Here is a 19,342-nt window from a genome sequence, read left to right as displayed (position 1 = left end):
GCTCTTATTGAATTTTGAACATTGAAAATTAATATTTTCGTTTATTCATTTATATTTTCATTACAAAGTTTCCTTCAGCCAGTCGAAGAATTCTCTCTGCCATACCAATCCGTTTTGCGGATGAAGTACCCAGTGGTTTTCGTTCGGAAAGTAAACTAATTTAGATTTCAATCCTCTTAACTTGGCTGCCTGGAAAGCTTCCTGCCCCTGCTCGTAAGGTACACGGAAATCGATTCCTCCCTGAACAATCATAATAGGCTTGTTCCATTTTTCAACAAAATTGCTTGGATTGAATTCTGTGTATGCCTTTGGAAGTGGTTTTTCCCATGGAGAACCAAGGTCCCAGTTCGCAAACCAAAGCTCTTCTGTAGTAAGGTACCATGATTTCATGTCGAACAATCCATCATGTGCGATGAATGTTTTAAATCTGTTTTCATGGATTCCAGCCAACATAAATACACTGTATCCTCCGTAGCTCGCTCCTACTGCGGCTACTCTTTCGCCATCTACATAAGGTAAAGTTTTTGCGAAATCTGTTGCTGCCAGATAATCTCTCATCGGCTGTCCGCCCCAGTCTTTAGAAATATCTTCATTCCATTTTGTTCCCCATCCCGGCATTCCTCTTCTGTTTGGGGCAACAATGATATATCCGTTGGCTGCCATTAAAGAGAAATTCCATCTTGTACTGAAATACTGAGTCAGTGCAGATTGCGGACCTCCCTGGCAATATACCAATGTAGGATATTTTTTATTGGGATCAAAATTCGGTGGATAATGGAACCAAATCCCCATCTCTTTGCCGTCTGATGTTTTCACCATCTTAAGTTCAGATTTACCTTGGGTCAACTTAGCATAAGTATCTTTGTTGACTTCGGTCACCTGCTTCATTTCACCGTTTTTCAGATTGACGGAGAATAATTCCGTTGCATGATTTATGTCTGTTCTTCCTACTAAAAGTGAAGATTTATTGTCGGTAAAGATCTCATTGACATCGAAATCACCTTTTGTAATCTGCTGTACTTTTGCTGACTTAGGATCTAAAGAGAAAAGCTGCTTTGTACCTCTGAATGCTGCTGTAAAATAAATGGCTTTTGAATCACCGCTCCAGAATACATCTCCTGAAACACTTTCATCCCATCCGGCAGTAAGATTCGTAGTTTTGCCAGATTTCCAGTCCATGATCTTTATATCATTTTTATCGGCTTCATAACCATCTCTGGCCATACTTTGCCAAACCAGTGATTTTCCGTCCGGACTGAATTTTGGATTAACATCATACCCTTTATTGGATTCGGTTAAATTCTTTGTTATTCCTGAAGCAAGGTCGTAAGCAAAAATATCTGTGTTGGTGCTTGTAGCATATTCTTTTCCGCTTTTAGGTTTGGTAACGTATAAAAGCTGAGAGGAATCCGGACTCCAGATAAAATCTTCTGCTCCTCCGAAAGGTCTTTGAGGAGAATCCCATGTTTTACCATCCAAAAGATCTTTTGCAGATTCTGCTTTATCCGTGGTATTGACTACAAATACATGGTTGTATTTTCCTTCATTGAAATAATCCCAGTGTCTGTGGTTCAGATCCGTATATACCTGGGCTGTCGTTTTAGGGGTATCGCTGTATTTGTCTTTCCCCATTAGTTTTTCTACCAGAACCTGTTTGCTGAACGCAATTTTTTTACCATCGGGAGAGATCACAATGTTATCAACTTCTCCAATGGTGTAAAATTCAGACCAGGTTTTTCCGTTGTCTTTTGAAAGAAAAATCTTATCTCCTTCCTGTGCATAAATCCCGTTTTTATCCCACTGAATAAGGGCTTTTTTACCGAAATCTATTTTGGAAGACTGGTTATTAAGAACGTTGAGAAAGTAGTTCTCATTTTTTGTCTTTTCTGTTTTCAGATCTACCTGTCCTACTTTATAGATCAATGAAGACTGATCCGGTGAAACGGCCTGTACTCCTACTTTTTTCAAAGTCCAAAGAATTTCAGGCGTCATTAACTGTTGTGCATTCATTAAGAGCGGAGCTGCCAGAGCCAGCAGACTGTACTTAAGTTTCATATGTTGATATTCATTTTTAACGGAATTATTAATCGTACTGATTTCACAACTCCTTTTATTTAATTCAAAGATGGCCAAAGTTAGTATTTAAAATAAAAATGAACGAAAGAATTAACATTAAAGTTTTGATTTATCCTGCTTTCAGTCTAAATATTTCCAGAAATGACAATACGGTCCCAAATGATACTTCTTCATCGTATTCAAAGCAATAAAAAAGTCTGCCGTAAAAACAGCAGACCTAGTATTGTATCTAATAGTGGATTAATTAATCTCCATCTGAAAACATGGAATTGGCCAGTGAAGTTACAAAGGACAGCAGCACACTGAAAATAAGTGCCCACCAGAAGCCGTCTACCACCATACTGTCTATAAAATAATCTGCGATCAGAATAATCAATGCATTGATCACTAAAGCAAATAATCCCAATGTAATGATCGTAAGCGGAAGACCTAAAAGTCCCAAAATAGGCTTTACAAAAATATTTAATACCCCCAATACGATGGCAAAAATAATGGCCGAAGAAAATCCTTCGAAATGTACACCCGGAAGCACCTTAGTCAAAAGGTAGGCAACGATTGCTGTAATGAACAGCCTGATAATTAAGTTCATATTATTATTTTTTAATGTTATGTTATTTACGTTGCAAATCCTGTTCCATTTAACCCTAAAAAAAGCTGGTAATCCCTTTATTTACTGGATATTTTTTGGTTACGTTTTCTATTTATTTGATCCTCATCATGGTTACCAATGAAGTGGCCACATGGCTTTCCGAACCTGTATTTTCATCAAGAACATAAATTTCAGTTCTTACCACAATGATTTTTGCACCCCCTTTTACAACATATGACCTCGATATGAGGGCATCTCCCATTGCAGGACGAAGATAGTTCACCTTCAGTTCAACAGTCACTACATAACAATCATCTTTATAATGGCTTACCGATGCATATCCTGAAGAAACATCCACCAGAGAAGCGATCATAGCTCCATTGAACATTCCGGCTTTCCGGGTCATCATTTCCATTTTAGGAATTTTGATCGAGACGAAATCGGTGTCTACCTCCAACAGTTCGGCATTGTAAAATTTCAATGTTTCTGAGCGGCCGAAGCTGTCTGTCATGAGTTTCTTTTTTTCCGGAGTCATGAATATTTATTTAATCTGAATGTGAACACAAAGTACACAAATGTTTTTAGAAATGCCAGAAAATTTGAAACAAGTTTGCTTCTTACTAATGAAATTTCAACAAGTTTTTAAACACTTAGGCTTTTAAGTTAAATACATTGTGCATAAGAGTACACTTAAGTTTCTATGAAAATCTTTGATTTCCTCCTTATATACTTGTTTTCAGAACGGTAAAAACTTTTGAAATTAAGTATTCAATGAATTAAAAACTTTTGTGACTTTTGTGGTTAAATAATAGGGTTTATAGTAGCTTTGCAGTAAATAGTATCCGTATGACCACAACAAAGATCTTCACATTTTTAGGCCTTCTAGTTTGTTGTATTTTTCAGGCCCAGACATTACATCTGTACGGCGGTTCCAATCAGGATCAATATCTTGGATGCTTAAATTGCGATACTTTTGATAAAAATTCGATCTGGAATTCCTACAGTGATTATGGAAATGTGCTCGGCTCAAAATCCATATGGAACGGTTCCGGAAACTATGGAAGTTCATACAGTACATATTCTCCGTGGAGCAATTATGCTTCATATCCTCCTGCCATTGTTGATCAGGATGGTAATTTTTTCGGTTATCTGACCTTAAATTCTTACAAATCTGAAAGGTCCGAGCTGGAACTGGCACAGATCTTATGCAAATACCATGATGCTATCAAAAAAGACATCAGTGGCTGGTACGATAAATTATTCCGTTAAATTTAAGAAAGCTGTACATGGAAATCTTCTCCAAGTGCTAAAATTCCCTCTGTCAATGCTTCCGAATGGGTAGTGAAACCTTTCAGTTTTGAAGTTTTACCTTTTAAAACAAGATCTAAAAGCTGTTTATCTGATAATTTCTTACCGAAAATATCAAAAGTAATTTTGAAACCACAATTCTTGAAATCGGAACAACCAACAGCTGCTTTTCCTTTGATCAGGTGATGTTCTTTACATTTCGGACATTTGGTTTCTTCCCAGGACTGAAGCTCTTTTTTTACGGCAGGTTCGCGTTTTTTCTTTTCTTTGACTTCTTCTTTTTCTTCGTACAATGTAATCACTTTCCCTTTTCCATACACCACTTTTTCGGTCAGTTCCGTCACCATCTGAATCAGCTCTTCCTTAAACTGGTTGGCTTCATATTCACCGCTTTCAATTTTACGAAGTTTTGACTCCCATTCTCCGGTTAACTCGGGACTTTTTAGCAGTTCGTCTTCAATAGTATCAATCAGCTGAATTCCGGTTTGAGTGGCAATCAGATTTTTCCTTTTCTTCTCAATATACTTTCTTTTGAAAAGGGTTTCAATGATATTGGCACGGGTAGACGGTCTTCCGATCCCGTTATTCTTCAGAAGCTCACGTAATTCTTCGTCCTCTACCTGTTTTCCGGCAGTTTCCATCGCCCTCAGTAGAGTTGCTTCGGTGTAAGGTTTTGGTGGTGTCGTCTTTCCCTGGTGGATCATTGGATCGTGAGGTCCGGTTTCCCCAACGGTAAATTCAGGGATGGTCTGTTCTTCTTCCTTCTCTTTTTCTTTATCTGTGGATTCTTCTTTAGGTTCTTTTGCATAAACCGCTCTCCATCCCGGTTCCAGTACCTGTCTTCCACTGGTTTTGAAAGGAATAGTTCCTACTTTTCCTTCTACTAATGTATTGGAAATTTTACATTCAGGATAAAAAACAGAGATAAAACGTTTTGCAATCAGGTCATACACTAACTTCTCTTCCCTGCTCAGGTTTTGAGAAGGCGGAACTTCTGTAGGGATAATCGCGTGGTGATCGGTCACTTTTGCATCATCAAAAACTGCTTTTGACTTAGGAATAGGTCCTTCCAGTAACGGGGAAACCAGATCCTGATAAAAATGCATTTTCCGAAGGATTCCTTCAATTTTAGGATACAGACTTTCAGATAAATAAGTGGTATCCACACGCGGATAAGTCACATGCTTTTTTTCGTACAGACTCTGGATATAATTTAATGTACTCTCTGCGGAGTAACCATATTTTTTGTTGGCTTCTACCTGAAGTCCCGTCAAATCAAAAAGTCTGGGATTTTTTTCTTTTCCTTCTTTAATTTCAAAAGAGACAATTTCAAAAGGATTGACTTTAAGATATTCCAAACCTTTCTCTGCACGGTCTAAAGTTTTCAACCTGTCGATCGCTGCATTGAAAATAACATCACGGTATTTGGTTTTAAGTTCCCAATATTCCTCGGTATTGAATGCATCAATCTCTTTCTGACGCTGAACCAGCATGGCCAAAGTTGGTGTCTGCACTCTCCCGATGGAAAGAACAGCTTTATTACCGCCAAACTTCTTGGTAAATAACCTCGTCGCATTAATTCCCAGCAACCAGTCACCAATCGCTCTTGCATTTCCTGCGAGGTAAAGGTTTTTATACTCTTCAGCCGGTTTCAGGTTCTCAAAACCTTCTTTAATTGCTTCTTCGGTAAGGGACGAGATCCATAAACGCTGAACGGGTTTATTACATTTTGCTTTCTGCAAAACCCATCTCTGGATCAGCTCTCCTTCCTGCCCGGCATCACCACAGTTAATGACCTCATCACATTCTTCCACCAATCTTTCAATGACTTTGAACTGGTTTTCCACGCCTTTGTTAGGGATTAATTTGATCCCAAAACTGGCTGGAATTATAGGTAACAAAAACAAATTCCAAGATTTGTATTGAGGGCCATAATCGTGAGGTTCCTTTAAGGTGCAAAGGTGCCCGAACGTCCATGTCACACAGTATCCGTTACCTTCCATATAGCCCTGTTTAGGCGTGGTAGCACCTAATACTTTGGCGATATCTCTGGCAACACTGGGCTTTTCGGCAATACAAAGTTTCATGAATTTCGGAATTATTGAAGGGGGACAAAAGTCGGGATTTTTTTTGGATTTTGCTAATTTAGTTCGGAGTTGTAGCGACTTGTTGAGGGTATAGAAAAATAATGGTTAAACGTCTTTCTTTAATAATCTAAGTAGAATTAAGCAATAAAAAAGTTTATTATCTATGAATATTAACAAAACTTAAAATAAATTAATTCATTGAAAAACAATTGATTAAAAATTCATAAAACAAAAAACATTAAAAAGTCTATTGTTTTAGTGGACTAATAAAAATATATGTCCTATATTTGCAACCGTATTCAGGAAAAGAAAAACAAAATGATACAAGGATTTAAACATCAATCAGTGAAGAAACAGACCATCAAAACTATGATGATGTGCAGCTGTATGCCTATGCATCAGAAATCCCGTGGCTGACCTTATTTTTATATTACATATTCTAAAGGCCTTACCACGTTGTAGGGCCTTTTTATTTTAATACACATCACACAAAAAACATACAGAATGAGCACTTCTAAAAACAGCTGGCTGGTGCCGGTGGCATTTATCAATATTTACGTGATTTGGGGAATTACATTCCTCGCCATTTCATTCGGTCTTAAAGGGTTTCCTCCTTTTATTCTTTCCGGATTCCGTTTCCTGGCGGCAGGGATTCTGATGATAGGCTGGCTGCTGGCTAAAGGTGAAAAAGCCAATTCCCTCATCAACTGGAAAAAGAATGCCATCACAGGAATCCTTATTCTTACTGGTGGAACCGGTCTTGTCGCCTGGGGCGAGCAGTATGTATCGGCTTCTGAAGCAGCGATTGCCATTGCAACGGGACCATTCTGGTTTATTGCTATTGATAAGAAAAACTGGAAGTATTATTTTTCAGATAAATTCATCCCAATAGGTCTAATTATTGGATTTGTAGGCTTAATCTTATTCCTGAACGGAAGCGTTTCCAGTGCACACCATGCAGCAACAGACGGAAACCTTCGAATCACCGCATTTATTGTACTGGCATTAAGTTCTGTGGCCTGGGTTTTGGGATCTTTATATTCAAAGAAAAATCCGGCCTCACAGTCTACGTTTATGAATATAGCACAGCAGCTTATCACAGCAGGTGTTGCCGCATTTATTATTGCTGCATTCAGAAAAGAATGGCATGGTTTTTCATTCTCCAATGTTCCGGTATCGGCATGGGCTGGTGTTCTGTTCCTGGTGTTCTTCGGATCGATAGTCGCTTATTTATCTTACATATGGCTGCTTTCCGTAAAACCTGCAGCTTTGGTAAGTACACATACTTATATCAACCCTATTGTTACCGTATTGGCAGGCTGGATCGTAGCCGGACAGACTATTAACGGAAGTCAGCTCTACGGATTATCCGTGATCTTAGTGGGAGTTTTGCTCACCAATGTAACTAAGTACTTCAGACTTTCAAAAAGATCAAAAGTGAAGATAAGAAGACTGAAACGGTTTTTCAATAAGACATCACCACCGTATCAGCCTATTTAAAATTAAAACTAGACATTAAAAATGATAGAAATCAAAAACATTTCAAAGACATTTCATCAAAAAAAGCAGTCTTTCAAAGCACTGGATCAGGTAAGCCTCAGTGTTGAAAAAGGAGATATTGTTGGAATCATCGGGTTTTCCGGCGCAGGAAAAAGTACATTGATCCGTACCGTGAATCTTCTGGAAAGACCTGATGAAGGCCAGATCATCATCAACGGAAGGGATTTCACTACGCTAAGTTCAAAACAACTGGCAGGTGAAAGAAAGAAAATAGGGATGATCTTCCAGCATTTTAACCTGCTTTCATCGAGAACTGTTTTTGATAATGTAGCGCTTTCATTAGAACTGGATCACATCAGTAAAGATGAGATTAAGAGAAAAGTAAATGAACTGCTGAAGATCGTAGGACTGGAAGAAAAGGCCAATGATTACCCCAAAAGCCTTTCCGGAGGGCAGAAGCAAAGAGTAGCCATCGCAAGGGCTTTAGCGAATGATCCTTACCTCCTTCTTTGTGACGAAGCCACAAGTGCGCTGGATCCGGCAACCACACAGTCTATTCTGCAGCTTTTGAGGGATATTAACCAAAGGCTTGGCATCACCATCCTGCTCATCACGCATGAAATGGAAGTCATCAAGGCCGTTTGCAATCATGTGGCGGTTATAGACAAAGGAAAATTATTAGCAAAAGGAACATTAAGCGAGATCATCTCGGATAAAGAAAATCCGGTGATCCGACAATTTATAAATTCAGATATCATGACGATTCCTCAGGAACTCAATAAAAAACTTCAGAAAGAGCCGCAAGACGGTTTATTTCCGCTGGTTGAAATAGAACTCAATGAACATATCAGTGTTGAAAAACTGCTTTCAACGCTTTATGATCAATACAAAATACCTTACCGACTTCTGAAAGCCGATGTAGAATATCTCGGTGACTCTAATTTCGGAAAACTTCTGCTTCAGCTGCAGGGTGAAACCGAAGAAAACCAGAAAGCGATCTATTATTTTAACCAGAATAAAATTCAAAATACAGTAAAAGGATATGCTTAGTGACTCGGTAATTGCTCTTTTGGGAAAGGGACTTTGGGAGACGGTTTATATGACGTTTGTTTCAGGATTTTTTGGATTTGTTTTAGGCCTTCCGGTAGGAATTTTATTGTTTTTAACAAGAAAAGGACAGCTGCTGGAAAACAAAATTTATTACAGGGTTATTTCTATTCTGGTTAATATTTTCCGGTCTATTCCTTTTATTATTTTAATTGTCTGGATGATCCCTTTTACAAGGGCAATCATTGGAACTTCCATCGGTATGAATGCTGCTTTGGTTCCATTAAGTGTCGGAGCAGCTCCGTTTATTGCCAGACTGGTGGAAAACAGCCTTCTTGAGGTTCCGCATGGTTTGATAGAAACAGCCAGAGCTTTGGGTGCATCCCCTTTGCAGATTATCCGGAAAGTATTGCTTCCTGAAGCGCTTCCTTCCCTGATCAACAATGCAGCGATCACCCTGATCACTTTGGTGGGTTATTCTGCAATGGGTGGAGCTTTGGGAGCCGGTGGACTGGGACAGATCGGATATCAATACGGTTACATCGGTTATGATGCTGTGATTATGAACGTGGTATTAGTGCTGTTGGTAGCACTGGTGTTTATTATTCAGTTTGCGGGAGATAGATTGGCTAAAAAATTTGATCACAGGTAAGTCAAAAACCGGAAATTTAAAATATAATTCTAATAATTAAAGGTGGCTTCGAGTGCCTCAGCCACCTTAATGATAAAAAAATCTAATGAAAAAGATAAAAATCATAGCCGTTTTAGCGGCTGGACTTCTCGTATTCAACGCATGTTCAGGAAAGAAAGATGATCCGAATCATATCGTGGTAGGAATTACTTACGGCCCGGAGCTGGAAATTGCCGAAGCTGCTAAAAAAGTAGCCAAGGAAAAATACAATCTTAATGTGGAGCTGATTCCCTTCAATGATTATGTGATCCCTAATGAGGCTTTGAACAACGGCGATATTGAAGCCAATGCTTTCCAGCATGTTCCTTACCTGAACGAGCAGTCGAAGCAGAGAGGCTATAAACTGGCTGTGGTAGGAAATACTTTTGTGTATCCTATTGTAGCTTATTCAAAAAAGATCAGAACAATCAGCCAGCTTCAGAACGGGAGTACAATTGTGATTCCCAATGACCCCACCAACGAAGGACGCTCCCTCCTTCTTCTTCAGAAAAACGGACTTTTAAAACTGAAAGAAGGAACAGGATTACTGCCAAAAGTTACCGATATCACCGAAAATCCTAAGCAGCTTAAAATCCTAGAGATTGAAGCTCCACAACTTCCAAGAGTTTTGGACGACAAAGAAGTAGTTATCGCGATTATCAACAATAATTTTGCATCACAAGCTGGATTAGATCCTGCTAAACAGGGTATCTTCAGCGAGGATAAAGACTCACCTTATGTGAATGTTATCGTTGCCACGCATGACAATAAAAATTCTGCTAAAGTTAAAAACTTTGTAAAAGCTTACCAGTCTGATGAAGTGGCCAAAAAAGCTGATGAGATTTTTAAAGGTGGCGCTGTAAAGGGATGGGAGGATCATGAGTGATCAGTAATGAGTAATTGGTGATGAATTTGTTACGGTTACTGGGGTTTAAGAGCCAGAGAGGTTTAGAGCTCAAAACCTCGGAATACGAAACCCATACCCCCAAACTCTAAAACTCCTATCCTCAAATTTCGAAGCCCGAGATCAAAAAAATTTATTGATTAAAATTTATTTTCTCAATTTGAGATAATAAAAATTTTACTTACTTTTGTTGTTAATCAATAAAAAGGCATTTTATGTTCAAAAAAACCGCCATTGTAAGTTTACTCACTTTTATTGCCGCTTCATATATGGCTCAGAATCATACTCAACCCGTTTATTTAGATGAATCAAAACCTGTAGAGCAGCGTATTCAGGATGCTCTTTCGAGAATGACCGTAGAAGAAAAGGTGGCTATGCTGCATGCACAGTCCAAATTCAGTTCACCCGGCGTTCCAAGACTGGGAATTCCTGAATTCTGGACCACAGACGGTCCTCACGGGGTACGTCCGGAAGTGATGTGGGACGAATGGGACCAGGCCGGTTGGACGAATGACTCTATCATTGCCTACCCCGCCCTCACTGCGCTTTCTGCAACATGGAACAAAAAAATGTCCTGGAATTACGGAAAAGCTCTGGGCGAAGAAGCCCGATACAGGAAAAAAGATATTCTTCTGGGACCCGGTGTCAATATCTACAGAACACCTTTGAACGGAAGAAACTTCGAATATATGGGTGAGGATCCTTATTTAACTTCAAAAATGGTAGTTCCGTACATCCAGGGGGTGCAATCCAATGGTGTAGCGACTTCCGTGAAGCATTTTGCTCTGAACAACCAGGAAATGTTCCGTCATACAAGCAATGTTAATGTAGATGACAGGGCGCTTTATGAAATCTATCTTCCACCTTTCAAAGCAGCGGTAACGGAAGGGGATTCCTGGACGATCATGGGTGCTTATGACATGTACAAAAATCAGTATGCCAGCCAGAATCAATATCTTTTAAATGACATTCTGAAAAAAGAATGGGGCTATAAAGGCGTTGTAGTATCGGACTGGGGAGCGGTCAACAATACGGAACAGGCTATCCACAACGGACTGGATCTTGAATTCGGGAGCTGGACGAACGGACTTTCTGCCGGAACTAAAAATGCTTACGACAATTATTATTTAGCAAAACCTTATTTAGACCTCATCAAAGCTGGAAAAGTAGGAACACAGGAACTTGACGATAAAGTAACCAGATTGCTTCGTTTAGCCTACAAAACTACGATGAACAGGAATAAACCTTTCGGAAATATTGCTTCTGAAGAACATAAAGCCGTAGCCAAAGAGATTGGCGAAGAAGGAATTGTTTTGCTGAAAAATCAGGGAAATATACTTCCTATCGATATTAATAAAGCTAAAAAAATTGCCGTTATCGGTGAAAATGCCATCAAAATTATGACGGTTGGCGGCGGATCTTCTTCTTTAAAAGTAAAATATGAAACCCTTCCATTAGACGGAATCAAATTCAGGTTTGGAAAGCAGGCTGATGTACAGTATGCAAGGGGTTATGTAGGTGACATCGGCGGAGAATATAACGGGGTAAAATCCGGACAGGACCTGAAAGATGACCGTTCTGCAGCTGAATTATTGAACGAAGCTGTAGAATTAGCCAAAAAATCCGACTATGTGATTTTCGTAGGAGGATTGAATAAGTCTGACTTCCAGGACAGTGAAGGGAACGACAGAAAAAGTTACGGACTTCCCTACAATCAGGACAATTTGATTTCTGCATTAGCAAAAGCGAATAAAAATCTTGCAGTTGTTCTGGTTTCCGGAAACGCGGTGGCTATGCCATGGATTAAAGAAGTTCCTTCTGTTGTACAGTCCTGGTATCTTGGTTCCGAGGCCGGAAATTCTATCGCTTCTGTATTGGCTGGTGATGCAAACCCGTCGGGAAAACTTCCGTTTACTTTTCCTATGAAGCTGGAAGATAATTCAGCCCATCAGTTGGGAGAATATCCCGGACAAAAAGATGAACTGGCGGCCGGAAAAGGAAAAGATCAGAAAAACCCGATCAATATTACTTATAATGAGGGTGTTTTTGTAGGCTATCGTTGGCATGATACGAAGAAAATCAAGCCTTTGTTCAGCTTCGGGCATGGATTGAGCTACACTACATTTGAGTTTGGAAAGGCTTCTGCTGATAAAAAAGTGATATCTCAGGACGATAAGATCACATTCACCGTGACTGTAAAGAATACAGGAAAGAAAGCCGGTGCTGAAGTAGCCCAGTTATACATCAGTGATAATAAAGCTTCTGTACCACGTCCTGCAAAGGAACTGAAAGGTTTCGAAAAGGTATATCTAAATCCCGGTGAGCAGAAGGAAGTGACTTTCACGATTGATAAAACAGCGTTGAGTTATTTTGATGCAGACAGGCACGAATGGACGGCTGAGCCTGGAGATTTTGAGGCGCAGATTGGAAATTCTTCGGATGCGATTAAGACGAAGGTGAAGTTTACATTGAAATAATTTTTATTAATATATTTTAAATATCGAGGCAGGTTCTAAGGAATCTGCTTTTTGTTTAAAGTGTCTTTTATGGTTGTTTTTTAACCACAGATTTCACAGATGTACACAGATGTTTATGGATATTATTTTGGATAACTTAGAATCTTCCGCTAAAAATGAAATCTGTTCTCTAAAAACTCTAAAACTCGTGCGGTAGCGCTCTATGTTTAGAATCTTATTTTGTCCCGCACTCAGACAAAAGAGTTTTCTTTACGTTCACAGATTTCATTTTCTTTACGCTCCAGTTTCTTAGGTCAATGATTGGTCGGTACTACAGATTGAAAGAGCTACTTATTTTTTTAGTTTCTTTTTTCTACTCAATTCCTTCGTCAGCATTTTAAACGTAAGCCACCTTAACCTTTGAACTGATATTCAGTCAGTCTCTGCTCTCCGTATTTTTCTAAAATCCCCTGTTCTACAGCCCATTTTAAATCCCTGCTGGCTGTAGGTGCTGAAATATTTTTAAAATATTGGAGATAATCTTTCCTGCTGAAATTTTCGCCCTTTACTTTTTCCCTAAAGATTAGTATCCTGTCTTTTGTCGTTAAATTGATATTCTGAGATTGCAAAACCTCCTGAAGAGCTTCTAAAATAATTCCCAGCATAAATTCAACAAAGGGAGTAGAATTTCCTTTTTTATCGGATTCTGAAAGTTTATTGTAATATTCCTTTTGATTCTTCTTAATAAGGCTTTCTACCGGAAGGTATTCAAATACAGGATACTGCTGCATCAGAATTAAGGTCTGCCATAATCTTCCCATTCTTCCGTTACCATCTAAAAAGGGGTGGATAAATTCAAATTCATAATGAAAAACACAGCTTTTTATTAAGACAAGTTCAGGATCCTTCTTTAAATATTGAAAAAGATCATTCATCAGACCTTTTACCATTTTTCCGGAGGGAGCAATATGTTCCACTTTAGAGCCTTTGACTATTCCTACATTGGAAGTCCTTAATTTTCCAGCCTTATCTATCAGATCTTTCATTAAAACAGCATGAGCCTTTTCCAGATCTTTAATATTGGCAGGATTAAACTGTTTTAAGCTAGCATACACTTCAATAGCATTCTGTACTTCCTGAATATCTTTCAATGGCGCAATGATTCGCTTATTATCCAGTAATGCCGTTATCTGTTCCTCGGTCAGCGTATTCCCTTCAATTTCTAATGAAGACTGGATCGTTTTAATACGGTTCTTTTTACGCAGTTCTGTTGTTGGTTTATAAAGATGATGGGCATTAATCTCTCCAATCTTTTCAGATATAGAAGCAACTAATGATAAAATTTTATCGGTAATAGTATATGGCGGTTTCAAAACTTGATAGTATCATTTGATAGTATCAAAGATATAAAATCATTTTTAATCTATACCATATCAATCCACAAAAAAATGCCCGGATCTCACCCGGGCATCACATAGCAAATTTACAAGGATTAAAAAATAGATATGCTAGTTGACACTTTCAAAATAATGAATCATTCCTCCTTCCGGAAGATGATATTTCTGTGTATTGGTTTCTGACTCGCTGTTTCCGCTGTTTTCCAGAAAAGAATTACTGAACAGGGCGTAAGACGGCTGCTCGGCAAATTCATTTTTCAGCATCTGATGGGCCTCTACTACTGTTTTACCATAAAGCTTTTTAAAATTTCCAATCGTATACTGCGAAAACTTTCCATAGTGAACGATGAATTTCAACGACATGTCAATGGCTGTACTGAGCTCCTTGCTCAATTCTTTTATCTTTTGATTAAAAGCATCCCGCATTTTCCAAAGCATCGTTGAAATATTCTGATAGGACGGTTTGTCATCATATCTGTAAAATAAAATGGCATCGCCCTCGATCTCAGAAATTTCAAAATACTGATCATTCATATCGATCAGCGTAGATAGTAGTTGTCTTACAATATATTCTCCTGTATAAAGTTTCGTATTGAACACAAATTCAGTAAACCCGCTGAAATCAGGAATAAGAATAATACCTTCATGTATATTTGTATTCTTCATAATGATTATAGTTTAAAAACCTGCTGCATCCTTATAGACGAAGCAGGTTTCATTTTACTTTATTGCCAGCCGCCGCCAACCGCTCTATATAGAGATGTAATAGCATTTAAGCGTTGGGCTTTCAGGGAAGCGAGGTCCAGTTCTGCCTGAAGCTTATTGCTTTGCGCGATGATTACTTCCACATATGTTGCTGAATTGTATTTAAATAAAATATCAGCTTTCTTCACGGCTTCACCGGATTTCGCAGCTAATCCTTCTGCAATTTTCTGCTGTTCTTCCAGCTTCTGGATCTGTACCAGCGCATCAGAAACTTCTCCAACCGCTTTTAAAACGGACTGCTTGAAATTAATTTCAGCCTGATCTGCCAGCACTTTAGACTGCTCATACTGCGTTTTTAACTGTTTTCCGTTTAAAATAGGCTGTGCAATCATTCCTGCCGCCATTCCGAAAAGCGAACCGGGAACACTGAACCAGTGACTGGCCTGGAAAGCATTCAATCCACCCTGAGCAGTAATATTCAGGGAAGGATACATGCTCACTTTTGCCACGTGGATCGCAGCAGCACTTTTCCTTACTTCGAGTTCTGCAGTTTTAATATCCGGTCTGTAGCTTAACAGCTCTGAAGGAATTCCTGCTGCAATTTTGTCCGGCGACTGTACATTATTCAGGCTCGCACTTCTCTCAATTTTATCAGGCATGGAGCCTGTCAGAAGACTCAATGCATTTTCCTGAACTGCGATAGAACTTTCAATGGCAGGAATCGTCTTTAAGATCTGATCTTTTACAATTTCCTGTTGCTGCACGGCAAGAGCAGTCGTTAAACCTAATTCCTGCTGCTTGGTTAAAAACTTCAGGGTCGTATCCGAATATTCCAGATTGGATTTTGTGATCTGCAACTGGGTATCCAGCATGAGTAAGTTGTAATATCCCTGCACTACTGAAGCCACCAGCTGGGTTTTCACCGCTTTTGCCGCTTCCTGGGTTTTAAGATATTCCGTCAGAGCCTGTTCTTTTCTTCCTCTGATCTTTCCCCAGATATCTGCTTCCCATGAAATGTTGACCGATGTGGTATAATCTTCTGTATATTTTTTTCCCATGAACTGTCCGGCCATCATTCCGTTCATACTGTTGTCTGAAGGTCGACTGATACTGGCATTTCCTACCGTTGCACTGATGGTGGGAACATTCCCCCACTTGCTCTGGTTATAAGCAAGGGAGGCGTATTCTATCTGTTTTAATGCCATAAGAAAATTATTATTCTGTGCAATGGCTTTGTCGATAAGACCAACCAGAACCGGGTCTTTAAAAAAGTCCTTGTAGCTGGTCTTTGCTATATTGTCCTGAACATCCGCAACGATACTGTCACTTCTGAAAGCTTCAGGCATTTTCACTTCAGGCTGTTCATATTTCTGAACTTTGCACGAAACGGCAACTCCTGAGATCAATGCGATATATGCTATATTTTTAATTGAATTCATTTTAATAATCATTTGGATTAATATTCCCAGTCGGCTTCTGTTATTACTTTTCCGCTCATTCTTTCATGTAAAGCCTGGAAGACTACAAAAAGCACCGGCACCACGAAAATTCCTAAAACAGTTCCGAAGATCATCCCGGAAACAGCTGCATATCCTATAGAATGGTTTCCTAACGCTGATGGTCCTATGACAAACAGCAATGGAAGAAGTCCCGCAATAAATGCCAATGATGTCATCAGAATCGGACGCAGACGAGCTTTGGCACCTTCTACCGCAGAAGCAATAAGACTTTTTCCTGCTCTTCTACGCTGAATGGCAAACTCCACAATCAGAATCCCGTTCTTAGCTAAGAGACCAATCAACATGACCAAAGCAATCTGAACGTAAATATTGTTGGAAAGATCCGCCATCGTAATTCCCACAAATACTCCTGATAAACCTACAGGAATCGCGATCAGTACAGCAAACGGAAGCACATAACTTTCATACTGCGCCGATAAAAGGAAGAATACAAATACAATACACAACCCGAAGATCATCACCGACTGTGAACCTGCACTTACTTCTTCACGGCTCATTCCTTTGTAATCGTAGGTATATCCCGGAGGAAGTACCTGCTTGCTCACCTCATCAATAGCCGCCATTGCCTGTCCTGTACTGAATCCCGGAGCCGGCATTACCGTTAAGTTGGAAGAGTTGAACAGGTTGAAACGGTCTACCACTTCTGCTCCTGTTACCTGTTTTAAACTTACCAATGTATTGATAGGAACCATTTCGCCTGAATTATTTTTAACGAAAATACCGTTCAGTGATTCTTTGTCTTCTCTCATTTCCGGAGTAGACTGAACCAGTACTCTGTAATACTTCCCGAATCTGTTGAAATCCGAAGACTGAATACTTCCGTAATAGCCCTGCATCACGCCCAACACATCGGAAACATTCACTCCAAGCTGAGCTGCTTTCACTTCATCTACCAACACTTCAAACTGCGGATAGGTTACGTCAAATGTTGTAAATGCCACCGCTACTTCCGGTCTCTGCATCAAGGCGCCCATCATTCCGTAAGAGATATTTCCGAGATTCTGAAGTTCGCCGTTGGTACGGTCCTGAAGCACAAGCTCCATACCGCTGGTATTCCCGAAACCGTCTACTGTAGGTGTATTGATGACAAGGAAATTCGCTCTTTTATCCTGGGAAAGTGTTCCCTGAACCTGACCGATAATGTCATTGATATTACTTATATTTCCTCTTTGCTCTGTTTTTTTCAGTTTAACGAAAATAGAAGCTGCTGAAGATGACATGGATCCACTGAATAAGTTCAGTCCATCCACCGAAATCACTTTTTCTACTGCGGGATTTTTCATTAACAGGTCTTCCGTATCAGAAACTACTTTGGTGGTTCTGTCTTTGGAAGCTCCCGGAGCAAGATTGGCGGTTACGATGATAAAACTCTGGTCTTCATCAGGAATAAATCCTTTAGGTGTCGTCATAGACATCCATGCGAACAAACCTCCAAATCCAACAATGATGATGGCTGCTATCCATCTTCTTTTTAACAGGAACAGGATCGCTTTTCCGTAACGGAAGGTCAGTTTATTAAAGCTTGCATTAAAACCAGCAAAGAAACGGTCTTTAAAGTTCATTTTCTCATGAGTACCCGGATGGTGCTGTTTCAAAAATATAGCACACAAAGCCGGACTCAATGTCAATGCGTTAACCGCTGAAATTACAATGGCAATAGCCAATGTCAAGGCAAACTGCTGGTAAAATAATCCTGTAGAACCACTCATAAAGGCTACCGGAACGAATACCGCAGACATAATCAGGGTAATGGAAACAATAGCACCCGTAATTTCACTCATCGCCGACATGGTCGCAGCCCTTGGGTTAAGCTTTTTATGTTCCATTTTAGCATGGACTGCTTCCACGACGACAATGGCGTCATCCACCACAATACCAATGGCCAGTACCAGGGCAAACAACGTCAGGATATTAATAGAAAAACCAAACAAATTCATAAAGAAGAACGTTCCCACAATCGATACCGGAACTGCAATCGCCGGGATCAGTGTAGAACGGAAATCCTGCAGGAAGATATACACCACGATAAATACCAGGATAAATGCCTCAATCAAAGTATGGATTACCTGATCAATGGATTGGTCCAAAGCTTCTTTTGTCGCATAAGGAATTTCATAGGCCATTCCTTCCGGGAAGGATTTTTCAAGCTCTTTCATTCTTTCCTGAAGGGCGATCTGCACCTCATTAGCATTGGATCCGGCCATTTGGAAAATAGCCATTGTCACTGACGGTTTTTTATTGAAATTAGAAGAAACGGTATAGCTATACGCCCCGAATTCTACTTTGGCAACATCTTTTAATTTTAAAACAGAACCGTCGCTCAGTGCTTTAATCGTAATATTTTCATACTGTTCAGGCTCAGTGAATTTGCCTTTGTAACGAAGAACATATTCCATCGCTTCTTTACTTCTCTCCCCGAGTCTTCCCGGTGCCGCCTCAAGGTTCTGAGTCTGGATCGCCCGTGAAACATCTGCCGGCGTAAGGTTATAAGAGGTCAGCTTATTGGGATCAAGCCATACTCTCATGGAGTAATCCTTGTTTCCGTATACCATGGCGTCTCCTACTCCTTTTACCCTTTTCAGGTCAGGAACGATGTTGATTTTAGCATAGTTTTCAAGGAAAAGATCGTCCATCTTACCGTCTTTGCTGGTTAATGAAACCATCGCAATCATACTGTTCTGTCTCTTCACCGTTGTGATTCCGGCCTGAATAACTTCTGCAGGAAGCTGGTTCGTCACCTGTGCTACCCTGTTCTGAACGTTAATGGCAGCCTGATCCGGATCTGTACCCAGTTTAAAGATGGCTGTGATACTTAACGTACCGTCGTTACTGGCTGTGGACGTAATATAGTCCATATTTTCAACCCCGTTGATGGCGTTTTCCAATGGCGGTGCTACGGATCTCGCAATCGTTTCCGCGTTGGCTCCCGGATAGGCAGCCGTTACCATTACGGTAGGTGGAGCGATATCGGGAAATTTTGTGATCGGCAGACTGATCATACCGACGATACCCAGAATAACAAGCAATACGGATATAACCGTTGCCAGTACGGGCCTTTTTATAATGGTCTTTAACATGATTTT

Annotated in this window: 14 protein-coding genes; 6 read left to right on the top strand and 8 right to left on the bottom strand. The window is 39.8% G+C overall.

Going from position 1 to position 19,342, the window contains the following annotated elements:
- Nucleotides 1–60: 60 nt before the first annotated feature.
- The 3 genes from LC418_RS10300 to LC418_RS10290 form a co-directional block, all read right to left on the bottom strand.
- Nucleotides 61–2,055, bottom strand: a complete 1,995-nt coding sequence (locus tag LC418_RS10300; protein WP_223559027.1) for a S9 family peptidase — start codon at nt 2,053–2,055, stop codon at nt 61–63.
- 265 nt (nt 2,056–2,320) lie between these two features.
- Nucleotides 2,321–2,665, bottom strand: a complete 345-nt coding sequence (locus LC418_RS10295) for a phage holin family protein (RefSeq protein WP_111954513.1) — start codon at nt 2,663–2,665, stop codon at nt 2,321–2,323.
- A 112-nt stretch (nt 2,666–2,777) separates the two neighbouring features.
- The gene (locus LC418_RS10290) at nt 2,778–3,200 is read right to left on the bottom strand and encodes a PaaI family thioesterase (RefSeq protein ID WP_223559026.1); all 423 of its coding nucleotides are present in this window, start codon (nt 3,198–3,200) and stop codon (nt 2,778–2,780) included.
- Nucleotides 3,201–3,511: 311 nt separating this feature from the next.
- Here LC418_RS10290 and LC418_RS10285 point away from each other — a divergent pair, with 311 nt between their 5' ends.
- Nucleotides 3,512–3,934 carry a hypothetical protein gene (locus LC418_RS10285; RefSeq protein WP_223559025.1) on the top strand — a complete coding sequence of 141 codons (423 nt, stop codon included), beginning with the start codon at nt 3,512–3,514 and terminating at the stop codon, nt 3,932–3,934.
- A gap of 2 nt (nt 3,935–3,936) precedes the next feature.
- Here LC418_RS10285 and LC418_RS10280 read toward each other — a convergent pair whose 3' ends face one another.
- The gene (locus LC418_RS10280) at nt 3,937–6,060 is read right to left on the bottom strand and encodes a type IA DNA topoisomerase (RefSeq protein ID WP_223559024.1); all 2,124 of its coding nucleotides are present in this window, start codon (nt 6,058–6,060) and stop codon (nt 3,937–3,939) included.
- Nucleotides 6,061–6,564: 504 nt separating this feature from the next.
- Between LC418_RS10280 and LC418_RS10275 the strand changes: the two genes are divergently transcribed.
- The 5 genes from LC418_RS10275 (at nt 6,565) to LC418_RS10255 (ending at nt 12,658) form a co-directional block, all read left to right on the top strand.
- The gene (locus LC418_RS10275) at nt 6,565–7,560 is read left to right on the top strand and encodes an EamA family transporter (protein WP_223559023.1); all 996 of its coding nucleotides are present in this window, start codon (nt 6,565–6,567) and stop codon (nt 7,558–7,560) included.
- A gap of 21 nt (nt 7,561–7,581) precedes the next feature.
- Nucleotides 7,582–8,610, top strand: a complete 1,029-nt coding sequence (locus LC418_RS10270; protein WP_223559022.1) for a methionine ABC transporter ATP-binding protein — start codon at nt 7,582–7,584, stop codon at nt 8,608–8,610.
- A complete protein-coding gene (gene metI / locus LC418_RS10265) occupies nt 8,603–9,259 on the top strand; it encodes a methionine ABC transporter permease MetI (protein ID WP_223559021.1) in 657 nt (218 codons plus the stop codon). The genes LC418_RS10270 and metI overlap by 8 nt, the downstream gene beginning before the upstream one ends.
- 85 nt (nt 9,260–9,344) lie before the next feature.
- Nucleotides 9,345–10,163, top strand: coding sequence for a methionine ABC transporter substrate-binding lipoprotein MetQ (gene metQ, locus LC418_RS10260; RefSeq protein ID WP_223559020.1), 819 nt, complete (start codon nt 9,345–9,347; stop codon nt 10,161–10,163).
- A gap of 233 nt (nt 10,164–10,396) precedes the next feature.
- Nucleotides 10,397–12,658: a glycoside hydrolase family 3 C-terminal domain-containing protein gene (locus LC418_RS10255; protein WP_223559019.1), complete on the top strand. Its 2,262-nt coding sequence runs from the start codon at nt 10,397–10,399 to the stop codon at nt 12,656–12,658.
- Between the two features lie 392 nt (nt 12,659–13,050).
- Here the strand turns inward: LC418_RS10255 and LC418_RS10250 are convergent, their stop codons facing one another.
- From LC418_RS10250 to LC418_RS10235, 4 genes are all read right to left on the bottom strand, one after another.
- Nucleotides 13,051–14,010: a Fic family protein gene (locus LC418_RS10250; protein ID WP_223559018.1), complete on the bottom strand. Its 960-nt coding sequence runs from the start codon at nt 14,008–14,010 to the stop codon at nt 13,051–13,053.
- Nucleotides 14,011–14,145: 135 nt separating this feature from the next.
- A complete protein-coding gene (locus LC418_RS10245) occupies nt 14,146–14,700 on the bottom strand; it encodes a DUF2652 domain-containing protein (protein WP_111954495.1) in 555 nt (184 codons plus the stop codon).
- A gap of 59 nt (nt 14,701–14,759) precedes the next feature.
- Nucleotides 14,760–16,178: an efflux transporter outer membrane subunit gene (locus LC418_RS10240; protein WP_223559017.1), complete on the bottom strand. Its 1,419-nt coding sequence runs from the start codon at nt 16,176–16,178 to the stop codon at nt 14,760–14,762.
- A 17-nt stretch (nt 16,179–16,195) separates the two neighbouring features.
- Nucleotides 16,196–19,336 (bottom strand): efflux RND transporter permease subunit, encoded by a 3,141-nt coding sequence (locus tag LC418_RS10235; protein WP_223559016.1) that lies wholly within the window; start codon nt 19,334–19,336, stop codon nt 16,196–16,198.
- Nucleotides 19,337–19,342 lie beyond the last annotated feature (6 nt).

It is taken from the genome of Chryseobacterium lathyri (assembly GCF_019970085.1).
Classification (GTDB): Bacteria; Bacteroidota; Bacteroidia; order Flavobacteriales; family Weeksellaceae; genus Chryseobacterium; species Chryseobacterium lathyri.
The sequence above is the reverse complement of the archived record's forward strand: the minus strand, read 5'-3'. Positions and strand labels throughout refer to the sequence as shown.